This window comes from Oceanospirillum sediminis (assembly GCF_014164585.1).
Lineage (GTDB): Bacteria > Pseudomonadota > Gammaproteobacteria > Pseudomonadales > Halomonadaceae > Oceanospirillum > Oceanospirillum sediminis.
In genome coordinates, this window is sequence record NZ_JACJFM010000006.1 from 151,400 (window position 1) to 165,962 (window position 14,563).

General features: G+C 46.3%; 13 protein-coding genes. 4 read left to right on the plus strand and 9 right to left on the minus strand.

Annotation, left to right across the window (positions count from 1 at the left end):
• Positions 1-30 precede the first annotated feature (30 nt).
• The 5 genes from H4O21_RS07005 to H4O21_RS07025 form a co-directional block, all read right to left on the minus strand.
• A complete protein-coding gene (locus H4O21_RS07005; protein ID WP_182808123.1) occupies positions 31-411 on the minus strand; it encodes a YMGG-like glycine zipper-containing protein in 381 nt (126 codons plus the stop codon).
• Between the two features lie 169 nt (positions 412-580).
• Positions 581-1,192 carry a HupE/UreJ family protein gene (locus H4O21_RS07010; protein WP_182808124.1) on the minus strand — a complete coding sequence of 204 codons (612 nt, stop codon included), beginning with the start codon at positions 1,190-1,192 and terminating at the stop codon, positions 581-583.
• A 271-nt stretch (positions 1,193-1,463) separates the two neighbouring features.
• Complete coding sequence (gene mgtE / locus H4O21_RS07015; RefSeq protein WP_182808125.1) at positions 1,464-2,882, minus strand: magnesium transporter; 1,419 nt, start codon at positions 2,880-2,882, stop codon at positions 1,464-1,466.
• Between the two features lie 112 nt (positions 2,883-2,994).
• Positions 2,995-4,380, minus strand: coding sequence for a sensor histidine kinase (locus H4O21_RS07020; RefSeq protein WP_220495546.1), 1,386 nt, complete (start codon positions 4,378-4,380; stop codon positions 2,995-2,997).
• A complete protein-coding gene (locus H4O21_RS07025; RefSeq protein WP_182808126.1) occupies positions 4,377-5,057 on the minus strand; it encodes a response regulator transcription factor in 681 nt (226 codons plus the stop codon). The genes H4O21_RS07020 and H4O21_RS07025 overlap by 4 nt, the downstream gene beginning before the upstream one ends.
• Positions 5,058-5,329: 272 nt before the next feature.
• Here H4O21_RS07025 and H4O21_RS07030 point away from each other — a divergent pair, with 272 nt between their 5' ends.
• Entirely contained in the window at positions 5,330-6,385 is a 1,056-nt protein-coding gene (locus H4O21_RS07030) for a glycosyltransferase family 2 protein (protein WP_182808127.1), read from the plus strand.
• On the plus strand, positions 6,376-7,983 hold the full coding sequence (locus tag H4O21_RS07035; protein WP_220495547.1) for an ArnT family glycosyltransferase: 1,608 nt from the start codon (positions 6,376-6,378) through the stop codon (positions 7,981-7,983). The genes H4O21_RS07030 and H4O21_RS07035 overlap by 10 nt, the downstream gene beginning before the upstream one ends.
• Before the next feature lie 140 nt (positions 7,984-8,123).
• Here the strand turns inward: H4O21_RS07035 and H4O21_RS07040 are convergent, their stop codons facing one another.
• From H4O21_RS07040 to H4O21_RS07050, 3 genes are all read right to left on the minus strand, one after another.
• Entirely contained in the window at positions 8,124-9,146 is a 1,023-nt protein-coding gene (locus H4O21_RS07040) for an adenosine deaminase (protein ID WP_182808128.1), read from the minus strand.
• A 224-nt stretch (positions 9,147-9,370) separates the two neighbouring features.
• On the minus strand, positions 9,371-10,267 hold the full coding sequence (locus tag H4O21_RS07045; protein WP_182808129.1) for a DMT family transporter: 897 nt from the start codon (positions 10,265-10,267) through the stop codon (positions 9,371-9,373).
• Positions 10,264-10,758, minus strand: a complete 495-nt coding sequence (locus tag H4O21_RS07050; protein WP_182808130.1) for a GNAT family N-acetyltransferase — start codon at positions 10,756-10,758, stop codon at positions 10,264-10,266. Before H4O21_RS07050 ends, H4O21_RS07045 begins: the two co-directional genes overlap by 4 nt.
• Positions 10,759-11,214: 456 nt before the next feature.
• On the opposite strand from H4O21_RS07050, the gene H4O21_RS07055 reads away from it, so the two are divergent.
• Together H4O21_RS07055 and H4O21_RS07060 are read left to right on the plus strand one after the other, a co-directional pair.
• Entirely contained in the window at positions 11,215-12,027 is an 813-nt protein-coding gene (locus H4O21_RS07055) for a phosphate/phosphite/phosphonate ABC transporter substrate-binding protein (protein WP_182808131.1), read from the plus strand.
• A 124-nt stretch (positions 12,028-12,151) separates the two neighbouring features.
• On the plus strand, positions 12,152-13,783 hold the full coding sequence (locus H4O21_RS07060) for a sensor histidine kinase (protein WP_182808132.1): 1,632 nt from the start codon (positions 12,152-12,154) through the stop codon (positions 13,781-13,783).
• A gap of 259 nt (positions 13,784-14,042) precedes the next feature.
• Here the strand turns inward: H4O21_RS07060 and H4O21_RS07065 are convergent, their stop codons facing one another.
• Positions 14,043-14,510, minus strand: coding sequence for an acyl-CoA thioesterase (locus H4O21_RS07065; protein ID WP_182808133.1), 468 nt, complete (start codon positions 14,508-14,510; stop codon positions 14,043-14,045).
• Positions 14,511-14,563 lie beyond the last annotated feature (53 nt).

Consider the following 14,563-nt stretch of genomic DNA (forward strand, 5'->3'; position numbering starts at 1 on the left):
GAGAGCTGATCGGTTATTGATTCGGTCTTATTAACCAACCACTCTGTGTCCCCGGCCACGCATACACTGAACCACAATGTGCTTTCTTTCTTCACGGGTATCCCAGGCCCGGCCACCAGCGCCTGCGGCACCACCGATAATGGCTCCGGCTACAGCGCCTTCACCACCATCTTCCAATGCTCCGAATAAGGCACCAATTCCAGCACCCATCAGCCCTTCTGATTTAACATCATCATTGGTGTAACTTCGTTGTTCTGCCAGAGATGAGCAGGCCGCCAGATCATTGTGGTAGCGCTGGCCTTTCGGGCCATCAACAATGGGCTGGTAGGATGACGCTGTTGATCCGCAGCCTGTTGTGAATGCAGTCAGGACAATCAGACTTGTGGCAAATAAATGTTTTATGGTTAGCATGGCAAATCACTCCGGGTTAGCTTTGATCTGCCTGCTATGATAGTAGCTGATTACCGGATTGATCTGTATTGCCTCTGTATGCCATTGTCAGGTGCAAACGCCTGCTTTGTTATTACTGACATTACATTCGGGATGGATTGTTATGTTCTGTTATGAAGCCGGTATCGGCTCAGACCAGTGCAATAGATAATCCTGTAATGATGATAGCACCACCTGCCAGACGCGAGTTCAGTTTATTCCAGGCCATAGAGTCGAAGCGACCCAGTGTAATACCGGTTAACTGTAATAAAGCAACCGACAGTGCAAGTCCTGAAGCATAAGCCATCCCATGTGTTTCCGGTGGCATTTCTGAACCATGGGCAATACCGTGGAATAATGCGAACACACCTGCAATCATAGCCCCTGTTTCTGTTGAACAGCGCGTGGCTGAGGCGAGTAGTAAGCCGGTAACGATCATGGAGATCTGCACAGTACTTTCAGCCCAGGGAAAACGTATACCTGATGCCGCCAGAACACCTCCTATCAGCATCATGACGATAAAAGCTGCAGGAATTTTCCAGTAAGAGGCATCCTGGTTTCTATCACTGAGATGGGTGGCCCACAACCCGGTTGCCAGCATCACCAGCAGATGATCCAGCCCGCTGAAGGGGTGGCTGAAACCGGATAAAAAACTCAGCTCCGTAAATACTTCTCCAGGGCCATAGGTCTCATGGGCCAGGCTGTAGTCTGATATCAGAAGTGCAAGTCCGGACAGGCTTGCTCTGGTCAGAGCGGTCAACATAAGGGTAATCCTGTAATACGCTGTGAAGTGTTTCAATCTTTCTTTTAAGATATTCTTTTATAATCAAATGATTAGATGCTTATTACATATGATAATCAGTCCTTAATAATAATCCGAGTATAGCACCAGGTTATTCTGATAAAGTGAGACCCATCGCGCATTTCAGCGACAGGATACAAAGCGCAACGCTTTTAACCGGATAAGGGAAAAAGAAATTACAAAAAGTCAGAGCTTCGTAACTGAAAGCGCTTCGAAGCAGATTGATGGCTACTTAAAGAATCATAGCGGCCAGGCCAAGGAAGATAAAAAAGCCCAGAGTATCGGTAGTGCCGGTAATGATAACGCTGCTGCCCAGTGCCGGGTCCTGCCCCAGAGCTTTAAGCAGAATAGGGATGCCGACACCGATGCAGGCGGCAAACAGCATCGTGCAGAACATCGCCAGTAACATGACGAATCCCAGATTGATATTCTGATACAGAAGCAAGGTCAGAAATCCGGTAATCGTTCCCCAGAGAGCACCATTCAGTAAAGCGACCGATAACTCTTTTCTGACTAATTGCAGCCGATTGTCCGGTGCCAGTTGTTGTGTGGCCAGCCCTCTGATAACCAGAGCAACAACCTGATTTCCGGCATTGCCGCCAATGTTGGCGGTAATGGGCAAAAGAGCAGCCAGAGCCACTGTCTGACTGATCACCTGTTCAAACTGGTCAATAATCTGTGACGCGATAAAGACAATCAGAAGATTCAGAGCTATCCACGGCCAGCGATTCCGAGCTGAACGGCTGATAGGATCAAACAGGTTTTCTTCGTTACTGAGACCAGCCTGCACCAGCATCTTCTGTTGAGCCAGCTTATCCATCAGATCCATCAGGGCACTGACTCTGAGAACACCGACCAGTTTATTATGGCTATTCACAACCGGCGCTATGATCAGTTCATAACGCTCAAAGCTTCTGGCAGCATCCTCGGCCTGATCCCTGGTCTGGAAATATATGCCCACGGGAGACATAACCTCAGCGACACTCAATTGTCCCTGATGAATTAACAGGTCTTCCAGTGTCAGCATACCTGTGAGGCTACCTGCTTCATCAGTGACCATGATATAGCCGGTATTATCGGGCAATTCTCCCTGATCTCTGAGTTTACTCAGTACATTATCCAGGCTCATGTGTTGTGTGACGGCCGTAATATCAAATTCCATCCAGGCCCCTACACAGTGCTCAGGAAAACTCAGAGCAGATCGCACGGCGTCTCTGTCTTCTCCGGGCAGGCTGGATAGCAGGTCTGGTATGATTTCTTTCGGCAGGTCATGTACCAGGTCAGCGATCTCATCATTTTCCAGATGCCTGGCCACAGCAGACAGATCATCGGAATGGGACTGTCTGATCAGTTGCTGACGAATAGGATCTGAGGCCTCCAGTAACACTGCTCCAGCGCTTTTCTGCTCCACATGATTCCAGATTAGTGTTCGCTGTTCAGGCGGTACTGATTCCAGTAACAGGGCAATATCAGCCGGATGCAACCGGTTGACCAGTAGCTCCAGTTCAGCCAGATGCTGTCTCTGCGTCACAGCATCGGTTAGTGCTTGTCGGGGCTGTTGGCTCTGTTTCTGCAGCCAGGCTTCGATGACTTCCTGCCGATTGATCAGTTCCTGTATTCTGGAAATAACCTGAGTAAGTGCCTTGTTCATCCCGAGTAAGCCATGACTGAAAATTGATCTGCCAGCTTAAACCTTCAGTATGACAACTCATGCAGTGTGGCTTTTTAAATAAAGGAGTATTTTAAATAAAGGAGCATTGTGCTCAGGGAGCCGGTATGTCTCCATTATTGATATCAATTCTGGCAGTGCAGCCACCCTCTGCATTATTACTCAAACTGAGTGTCCAGCTGTACTTGCGGCATATATCATGAGCAATCAGCAATCCCAGACCAAAGCCCTCAACGCCTCTGGGTTTACTGTCCAGCCCTGTACCTGTGTCTGACACTGAAATATTGTCAGCTTCCACGCGCAGAGTGACCCGGCCCTGTTCGGTACAGGCAAAAGCGTTCTTAATCAGATTACCTAACAGGATTTTCAGACTGGTTTCCGGAATAATGACCTGAAGTTCATGATCCAGCTCTACTTCAGCTATGACTTCTTTGTCTTTTAACAAAAGACGGTGGGCTTCAAGAATATCGCTCAACTCCTGGTACCGGAGCGGGCGCGGTGATAATTTACTGATATCTTCTTCCCGGGTCAGAGAGAGTAAGGTGCTGACAAAGTCATTCATTTCAGTACTGGCGTGATGTAGTCTCTGGCGCTGTTTCTCGATAAATGCAGGATCGTCTGAATGTCCCAGAAGAGAAACTGCACCTTTGATTACCATCAAGGGGGTCCGTAATTCATGGCTGGCGTAACGATTAAAAGCCCGCTCTCTTTCCAGTAACTGATGAATCTTATTCTGATACTGGTTAAGTTGTTCCACCAGTTGTAGTACTTCTCGGGTAGCTACTCCTTCTGGTGGTGGAATCGGCTCCAGGTCCTGAGCTGAACGCCTGGCGAGAGTTTCGGACAAGCCTGAAAGAGGTGCCGTCAGGATTTCGGATATCCGCAAAACAATCCATAAACTCAGACACAGAAGAGCAAAGCTGAGCACCAGCTGTTTTGTCTGTGTCTGAAATACTTCTTCTTCACTCTGCTCATAAACAGAATCCAGATGCAGCAGATAAATAAATTTCTTTTCTCCCTGAAGGCTTATTTCTGTGCGCATTATGTAATATTCATATTCACCTTCGCCTATAAGATCGGTATTAACTTCGTACGCGATATCTGTGCTAAGGGAGTCCAGAAAAGTTGGCTCAACAGAAATACCCGATACTCCAATAGGGTTGTCCAGGTAGACATGACTGAATGGAGGAATGGTTAAACTATTAACTTTATTTCCTTTTCCCCATAAATTCTCCAGCTGCTTTTCCGCAACAATCGCATCTTGTTTCATTCTGTTCTGAGCTGTTAACTGCTCCATATCTTCCAGAATGATTTCAAAGATTGCCAGATAAAAAGTGATGATGGCGAAGGCCAGAATGGAAAAATAGATAAAGGTCAGTTGTTTTGCCGTGCGAGCCCGTTTTATGCCTGCCTCCCCATATTCGAACTCTGGCTGAATGCTGGGCTCTGATGAATATTCATCTGATGATGGATATTTCACTGTGCCTCCTCAGAAACCAGTTGGTAGCCGACTTTTGTTACGGTTTTAAGGTAGTGGTGACTGAAAGGCTTATCGATCTGACTACGTAGCTGGTAGATATGGCTGCGTAGCACATTACCGTCGGGTTCGTCTTCTCCCCATAAGGCGTTGATCATTTCGTCTTTGCTGACTACATCCGGCGCTCGCATAATGAGTAGCTTCATCAGGGTAAACAGCGTTGGGTTCAGAGAAAACCGGCAATCCCCACGGGTCAGAGTATGGTTGTTCATATCCAGAGATAACTGGCCAAAAGATAAAAACTTATTGGCGGTCTGACCGTTCCTGCGCCGGGTCAGTGCATTGATACGGGCTTCGAGAATATCCAGATCAAACGGCTTGACCAGATAATCATCAGCGCCTTGCTGGAACCCTGTCAGAGTATCTTCCCGGGTATCTCTGGCGGTCAGCATCAGAATGGGCGTATCGATTCCCTGGTCACGTAACTTATTACAGACCGTATAACCGTCCATTCTGGGCAGCATGACGTCCAGAATGATCAGATCGTAATAGTTTTCTCTGGCCAGATCATAGCCTTGCTGACCATTACTGGCGTAATCCAGGGTATAACCTTTTATTTCAAAAAAATCGAAAATAATACCGGCAATATCCTGATGATCTTCAACAAGCAGTAGTTTCATGCTGATCTGTATCTCTTCATTGATAAGGGTTGTACAGGTAGCTTACTTTTATGAACGAATGAATGGAGTTTTATGAGTGGTGCTGGCCATCAGACGTTATTTCTGATTGCTCAATTAAGCATGATTTCGGGTGAAAAAAAAGTCAAAAAATTTGCTCAGAAAAAGATAAGGGTATGATTTATCTGGCCTGATTGATGTGAAAAAAATGTCAGCGACCTTTTTCTTATGTTGTTGTTACTAAGCTACCGCCAAACGATAGTGAGGCCCGTTTTATGACAACACTGACACTCTTTCCAGCACAGACTGCCGATCGTTCTGATCAGGCGGATGCTCTGCTTAACCGTTATCAGGATCAGAGTTCTGCACAGAGCAAGTCATCGCCACAGAGTCCTCTGTTGTCTGTGGTAATTCCTATGTACAACGAAGAAGAAGTGATTGAAGCCTGTCATCACAGAGTCTGTAAAGCACTGGACCAGCTTCATGACGCTTGTGAAGTCGTTTATGTGGATGATGGCAGCCGTGATAATACCTGGTCTCTGGTTGAAACCCTGGTCAGTCCGCGCCATGAAATTATCGCTCTTCGTCTGAGCAGAAACTTTGGTAAAGAAGCGGCCATGTCAGCGGGCCTGAAAGCGGCTAAAGGGCAGGCGGTTATTCTGCTGGATGCTGATTTGCAGGATCCGCCGGAACTGATGCCGGATATGGTTGCTCAGTGGAAGAAAGGCTATGACGTTGTTGATATGCAGCGCAGAAAACGGTTTGGCGAAAGCTGGTTTAAACGCACAACGGCAGCGGCTTTTTATAAATTGATTAATCGACTGTGCGATATGCCTATTCCTCAGAATGTGGGGGATTTCAGGTTACTGGATCGCAGAGTGGTTGATGAAATTAACCGATTACCTGAACGTAACCGTTTTATGAAGGGGTTGTTTGCCTGGCCTGGTTTTAATCGCACAACTCTGGTATTTGATCGGGATCCTCGTCAGGCCGGAGAGACCAAATGGAATTACACCCAATTACTTAATCTGGCATTTGAGGGGATCAGTTCTTTCAGTACCTGGCCTTTACGGCTGGCAACATTAGCCGGTCTGGTGGTTTGTCTGCTGGCGACCGTACTGACTATGACAGGAGGTTCGACGGTGCTGTTGGCTGTGTTGTTGCTAGGAGGTGTGCAGCTGCTGTCCGTCGGATTATTAGGTGAATATGTCGGGCGGTTATTTATTGAAGCAAAGCAGCGACCTTTATATCTGGTGATGCAAGAAGAACGTAAACCGGCCTCAGATACCTGGCCTGAAACAGATATCAGAGAGGCAGAGCTGTGTCAGTAAATACATCGTCTGTACCTTCAGAAAAAACTGAATTATCTGAGCATGACTTAAAAGAGCCTGTTCTACAGCCGCAACCGATCATCCGAACAGTGTGTGATAATCATAAAGAGCTGATCTGTTTTATGGCGCTGATGGTGTTTATAACACTGCTGCTGCGTCTGATGTCTCTGGGGTTGTATCCCCTGATGGATACAACAGAAGCCCGGTATGGTGAGATGGCCCGGATTATGTTTGAAACCGGGAACTGGATCACACCGATGTTTGATTATGAGGTGCCTTTCTGGGGTAAGCCACCTCTGTTCAGCTGGATGAGTGCCGCAGGCTTTGAGGCTTTTGGTGTTAATGAGTTTGCTGCCCGTGTCCCTCATTTTATGACGGGGATGATCATTATTGCGTTGACGGGCTGGTTTGCAGGGCGAAAAATGCCTCCGGTGGCCTGTTCTGCTAATAAAGCCAGTATTATCTCTGAATCTGGGCCGCTTAAGCAGAAGAAAGAGGGCGGGCTGGAGCAAAGCTGGCTTGCAGCCATGTTGCTAACGACAACCTGCGCTTTTCTTCTGATGTCCGGAGCTGTGATGACCGATACGGCACTGACACTCGGGGTGACCCTGAGTATGATCGGCTTCTGGCAGGCATGGCATAGTGGATCAAAGGCCTGGGGTTATCTGTTTTTTGTCGGGTTAGCGATTGGTATGCTGGCTAAAGGGCCGCTGATACTGGTGCTGGTAGGGATCAGTCTGACACTCTGGCTGGTGTCTGATAATCGCTGGATGAGTATACATAAACGTTTGCCCTGGATTGGCGGTTCCGCGTTGTTTCTGACGCTATCTCTGCCCTGGTATCTGATCGCTGAAAGCCAGACTCCTGGTTTCCTTAACTACTTTATTGTTGGTGAGCACTTTAAGCGCTTTGTTATCAGTGGCTGGCAGGGAGATCTGTATGGCTCCGCCCATAATGAAGTACGTGGGACTATCTGGCTGTACTGGCTTATGGTGTCGCTACCCTGGGGACCACTTTTGTTATGGCAGTTGTATCGTTATCTGAAGAAACGTCCGGTACTGGCAGAGGGTAAACCTCAGGGATACACGGGGTTTTTATGGTGCTGGATGTTATCGCCTATGATGTTATTCACTTTTGCAGGCAATATTCTGCCCAGTTATGTGCTACCCGGAATACCGGCGATGGCCTTGCTGGTAGCAGAATATCATCGTCGCCAGTCGTTACCGACAAGGATTTTCTCAGCGGGACTGCTGGCCCCTGTGATAGTGATTGCTGTGGTATGGGGGTTAAACTCCGATGTCAGTAGTAAAGAGGCAGAAAAGAAACTGCTGGATCAGTGGATGCGTCAGCCAGAGGCCGTTAACAGTGAATTGATTTATCTGAGAAAAAGACCTTTCTCCGCTCAGTTCTACTCCAGAGGCAAAGCGATTCAGGCCCCTTTGCCACTGAGCACCGTTTTACAACAATTAGAAAGTCCAGCCTTTATCGTGCTGGAGAAAAAGAAAATTGCACAGTCTGTCGAAGCTCTGAACCGTTTTTGTCAATCGCGAGGGGACGCCAGAAAACGCAGACTCTATTATTGTCAGCCGGATAGCTGACTTTCAGATTTGCCGCTGCTGGCAAGAGCGTATCTTTCTCAGTTTTTATATATGCTCTCGTTATTGTCCCGAAGGAAGGCTAAACCTTCGGGACCTTTTTCTCTGCTACTGACTGGCTAACCTGAATATCCAGATAATATTCAGATCACTGAAAACGCCTGACATATCTCTTTCAGTTCTGCCCGTAATACCTGTTTACGTTCCTCCGTTGCCCAGCTGCCATCAATCGCATTACGTGTCAGGGTCACCAGTTGCCGCTGGTCAAGATTCACGGCCTGTTGCAGGGCGTTAAGATTATCATTCATATAGCCACCGAAATAAGCCGGATCATCTGAGTTAATCGTTGCTTTTAACCCGGCATTCAGCATAGCTGGAACAGGGTGTTCATTCAGATCACTGACAACACACAGCTTCAGGTTAGACAGAGGGCATACGGTCAGAACCTGCTGATCTGCTGCCAGGCGTTTCACCAGTTCCGGGTCTTCCAGTGAACGATTGCCATGATCAATACGGTCCACCTTTATCAGATCCAGTGCCTGCCAGACATACTCCGCAGGACCTTCTTCACCTGCGTGAGCGGTCACCTTCAGTCCTTTATCTTTACAGGCTGCGAAGACCCGGGCAAACTTTTCCGGAGGATGACCGGTTTCAGAGGAATCCAGACCTATGGCGTAAATTTCTTGTAAATAGGGTTCAGCTTCTGCCAGAGTGTCAAAAGCGCTCTCTTCTGACAAGTGACGTAAGAATGACATGATAAGACGATAGCTGATATCCAGTGTTTCTTCGCCCTCTTTAAGGGCTCTGAGTATGCCGTCAATCTGAGTACTGAAGGGAATCCCCCGTTCCAGGTGTCCCTGAGGGTCCCAGAAAATCTCCGTATGCCGGACATTATCTGCTTTGATACGTTTCAGATAGGCTATGGTCAGATCATAATAATCTTCTTCTTTTTGCAGTACATTCATACCCTGATAGTAAATATCCAGGAACTCCTGCAGATTATTAAAGGCATAGGCACTTCTGAGTTCTTCGACACTGCCATATGGCAAACGAATACCGTTGCGCTCAGCAATAGCAAACATCAGCTCAGGCTCAAATGATCCCTCGATATGGAGGTGTAGCTCTGCTTTTGGCAAAGCTGCAATAAATGAAGACAGATCAGACATGGGGTGCTCCTTGGATTAATACCGACTACTTTCTGCTGGTTTTATATGAGTCAGCCGCATCCTGTAATTCATCTCAGGCACATCTTGTGCTATGAAAACAATAACCCAAACCATGACGGGTTATCAGAGCTGGCCTGATTTTGAACCTTACTGGGGACGCTGTAAAAAGGCGCGATTTTTAAACCTTACCTGGTTAAATGTAAAGGGAAAATGAGGTTTTGTCGTTAAATAACAGGTTTATTACGTTGCCGCCAGAGTCTCAGGCTTTGCCAGCAAATAGGCAGAATGATCAGTAGTATACCCAGCAGGGTGTACCAGTGTGCTGGCTCGTTAAACCACCACACCCCCAGCAGTAACGCAAAGAGCAAGCCTGAGTACTCTGCAATAACGATCTCACCGGCATCATTACTGCGATAGGCTCTGGCAGCAATAACCTGATAAAAACCTGTGGTCAGAGAAACGATAAAAGCCAGCAACAGCATATTGGTCTGAATCGGATGCCAGAAAATAATAGCCAGTATGGCTGTCAGAGGTAATGCCGTCAGGTTACTCCAGAACACCATTCCACGCATGGTCTGATCTTCCGGCATTTTGCAGGTCAGCAGATTAAACAGAGCCAGGGTAAATGCGACTACCAGTGCACTTAAAGCGGCCCAATGGATATCATCAGGGCGTAAAGCAATCAGCACTCCGGCAAACCCCAGGCAAACCTGAGTGATCTGTATCCGGGTCAGTGTTTGCTTCAGCCAGATCCGGGCCAGCAACAAGGTTACCAGAGGTGCGGCATAAAATATCACATTAGCAGTGGCCAGGCTCAGATGTAACAGTGCATACAAGGCACAGATGCCTCCAAGCAGGGAGAGGTGCCCTCTCACCATATGTATCCCGAGTACACCGGGTTGCCGTTGCGATACCGATAACTGACTCCAGAATGGATAAACCAGAATCAAAGAGATGATCTGCCGCAAAGCCAGGTACTGGAACAGCCCGGATACTGAGCCGATTGCTTTAATCGCCACATCTCCCAGTGTCAGAATCAGATTGCCCAGTAATAGTCCCAGGATCGCTATAGCCGGACCCGGAGTGATCAGTAATCCGGGCCACTCATATGCTTTACTCATGGGATGGGATTAAACAACATATGAATATGAGGAATGCCATCTTCCATATAAACCTCAGATATTGTTATGAAACCGTGCTGAGCATAAAACGATTCCAGATGAGCCTGGGCGCCAATTTTAATCGCGGTGTCTGGCCAGTACTGCAGAGCATGTTCTTTAGCTCGTTGCATTAACTGATGCCCCATACCTTTAATTCTGTAATCAGGATTAACCAGCACTCGTCCTATGCTGCTCATAGCCTGATAGGAGCTGTCCGGGGGCAATAAACGGGCATAAGCGATTAATGCAGGTTCAGATGGGGCCTGATCTTTATCCGTTAGTTCCGGAGTGCCATAACCCATTAGATGCAGGCAATCCGGCAAACGATCCAGATTATCCAGGTCGCTGTAAGCACATTCCTGCTCAACAACAAAAATATCACTGCGCAGTTTCAGCAATTGATAGAGCTGATCAACAGAAAGTTGTTTAAAGGTTTTGAGCTGCCAGTTCATAGATGGTTTTCCTGAAAACGCTGATATTTATCGTTAATAACTGTGATATCCGGGTAACCTGATTCCTTAATGAAGCCGTTATAAAGCATTTTTGCAGAAAATAATCCGCTCCGGGGCTACGGTCAGATGCATTAAAATGCGTTTATCAGGCGAGAATCACGTCTGCCGGAATGTTAGTACGACTTTAATCAGAGTTCAGTGTTAACGCATTAACAATTGTTAAGAAGAATTAAATGACAGGAGTGATCCGTATTTTAATACCGTCCGAGTCTATATTACATCAATGCCTGAGCAGATATATTGCGGATATTATCCGTTGTTGGCAGGACAATAAGGCAAGCTTTTATAGCAAAATGTTGTTCAGTTACTTATTAATAAAAATGAATATTTCAACTCAGTCTTCTATATTTGTAGCTAATATTTGTTTTCAATCAGGCTGATCTCCGGGAGATGGTTATGTTGCTAAGGGTCGGGCTTTTTCTTTCTGTTTTACTGTCATTTAATCTCTTTGCTCAAACGTTGACATTTGGCATTGTACCTCAGCAGTCAGCTAAAAAAATGGCTGCTCTCTGGTCGCCGGTGCTGAGGTATCTGAGTGATACTTCCGGGCTTAAAATTCAATTCGCTACCGCAAAAAATATCCCTGAGTTTGAGAAAAGGCTACTGGCAGGGGAATATGATATTGCTTACATGAACCCTTATCACTACACCGTTTTCAGCCAGAAGCCAGGCTACAATGCTATCGCTAAACAAAAAGATAAAAAGATCAAAGGCATTTTAGTTGTGAAAAAAGACAGCCCTTTGACGGAGCTAAGGCAGTTGAAAGGCGCTAAACTGGCGTTCCCTTCACCAGCCGCCTTTGCCGCCAGTGTCTTACCCAGGGCAAAAATGGCTCAGGAAGGTATCGAGATTACACCTGAATATGTCTCATCCCATGATTCTGTTTATCTGAATGTAGCCCGAGGCTTTTTCCCCGCCGGAGGCGGGGTCATGAGAACGTTTAACAATACAGACCCTGCTGTCAGAGAGCAGTTAAAAGTGCTGTGGACAACACCTGGTTATACCTCCCACGCAATAGCCACTCATCCTGATGTGCCTCAACAAACCCGACAAGTCCTGATAAAAGCCATGTTGAAGATGAATGAAGATCCTGCCGGTCTGGCATTACTGAAAATGCTGAACTTTAAAGGGCTTGAAGCGGCAAGTGATGATGAATGGAATGACGTTCGTGAGCTGGATATTCGCTTGCTGGATCACATGCTGCAATGACTTATCTGTTTTCATATCCGGGAGTAACCTGTATGAGCCTGACGTTACCTGTTGTCTGCCTGATATATGATGGTATGGGAGTTCTGATGATCTCTCTGCATACAGCAATTACAGACGGAATTGTATGTCATTAAAGCTGAAAACTATTCTTGGGGTTGCTCTGATTGAAGCTTTGTTACTGGCTGTATTGATAGGTCTCACGATGGATTATCTGAGATCGACTAACTATGACGGTCTCTATAAACGGGCTTCTACTACTGCCACCCTGTTTGCTTCGACAACCAAAGATGCTGTGTTGTCTTTTGATCTGGCGTCACTGGAATCTTTTACTTCTGAATTGATACAGAGCCCGGATATTCTTTATGTCAGAATTCTTTCTGCTGAAGGCGATATGTTTGCTCAGGCGGGTGAACAGGCGTATCTGGAGAGAATTTTCTCAGAAGATAAAGATGTCTCCCTTGTGGAAGATGGTGTATTTGATATTCAGGCCAGTATCCGTGAAGGAGGGGAATTGTATGGGATCGTTCAGCTTGGGCTGGATACTGCCGGTTTGAACAGACAGATTGACCAGGCCTGGCAATGGAGTGCAGTTATTGCTATGGGTGAGATGGTACTGGTTGCATTGTTTTCCTTCATTCTGGGATCGTATCTTACCAGCCAGCTGGGCAAGCTTCATCAGGCCGTCAATGAGATTTCAAAAGGTAAAACCGGAGTTGAAGTGAAAGTGTCCGGCAATGATGAGATTGCTGATGTTGCGAAAGCCTTCAATAAGATGTCAGATCGGTTAAAACAGGCGTCTGACCACAGAGATCAATATGAACAGGAGCTGCACAGACTTAATCATTCACTTGAAGAAAAAGTGCATGACAGAACAAGGCAGTTAAGCCTGAATCTTCAGCAATTAAAACAAACCAATGCCGAGCTTAAACAAACTCAGACACATCTGGTGCAATCAGAAAAAATGGCATCTATAGGTACTCTGGCTGCTGGCGTTGCCCATGAAATTAATAATCCGGTTGGTTTTGTCATGAGTAATGTGAGTACGCTGGTGCAATATATTGATGTTTATGATGGTGCTGTGGATCGTCTGGAAAAGATACAACAGGCAGAGGATCTGTCTGCTAAAGAGGCTTTGCTACAGGAACTGGAAATCTGGTTAACGCAACAGGATATTAGGTTTATCAGGGAAGATACTGCCAGCTTACTGGCTGATACGCAGGAAGGTACAGAAAGGATTAAAGATATTGTGGCAGGTCTTAAAGAGTTTTCTCATGTGGATCAGGATAAAACGTTTAAACCTGCGAATTTGAACGCTGCAATAGAACAGACTCTGAAAGTGGCTGTGAAATACAGTGCAGAAGTTATCACCAAACTGGAATCAATCCCTGACGTTTTATGTGATATTGGTCAGATCAGGCAGGTATTACTGAATCTGATTATTAATGCAGGTCATGCCGTAGGTGACGATGGCAAAATTCTGATACGTACCGGTGTACAAGAGAATATGGTATTTGTTTCTATCACGGATAATGGTTGTGGCATTAAACCATCCTTGCAGAAAAAAATTTTTGATCCTTTTTTTACGACGAAGGAACCAGGTAAGGGAACAGGGCTAGGGCTGGCAATTGCTTACGGTATTATGGAAGAACATAAAGGAACGATTGAATTACAGAGTCAGCCTGGCAAAGGAACCCGCTTTATATTGAGGCTCCCCAAGTCTGAAGTCTCTGATAAGACAATCCCATCAGAAGATTAAGGACTACTCTGTTGTATTGGTTCAGAGGCCGTTTGGGGACTATTCATAACTCTGAGTAAGAAACGGTAGATAAAACTGTGTAACTGCCATTTTTTATCAATCGGTTCTGTGTATTATGATCAATCAAACGGCATAAAAAAACCCTGTTCGAAAACCGAGCAGGGTAAACAACAACAATTGCCGGGGTTGCTGTCTTAACAGAACGCATTGGCGATCTGTGGACCAGAAACTGAACAGGTTCCTGCAATAAACATGATATTTAACGGATTACAGTCCGGGGCTGTTCAAAATCCAGTAAACAGACCTGACGAATTTTTTCAGGAAGTGTTACGACTCTCCGCTCTTTACTGTCAAACCAGCCGAAAACGGCACGGTGTGTTGCTGCCAGGTCGCCATTCTGGCGGTAAATACGATTAACTACCTGAATCGATTTTTCAGATCCGGTAGGATCACCAGGCTCAACAGTGACAATCACCTCTTCCCCCATGAAAAGCTCGCGGAAGTACTCTGTTTCTTCTTTAAACAGCACCGGACCCAGTCCTTGTTCTTCCAGCCACTTCTGGTCCATACCAATTTGCTGCATAAACCCGACGCGGGCATGGGCACAAAAATCAGCATAAGCACTGTGACGCATATGCTTATTCGCATCGCAGTCAGACCAGCGAACCTCAAAAGTCTTCTGAAAAAGCGCATTATCAAATGGCTGAGCCGTTTTTTGCTGAGACATATCTCTCTCCACTTGTTGCAGTTCCTGTATTTTGCTTAATTTTTAACCATAAG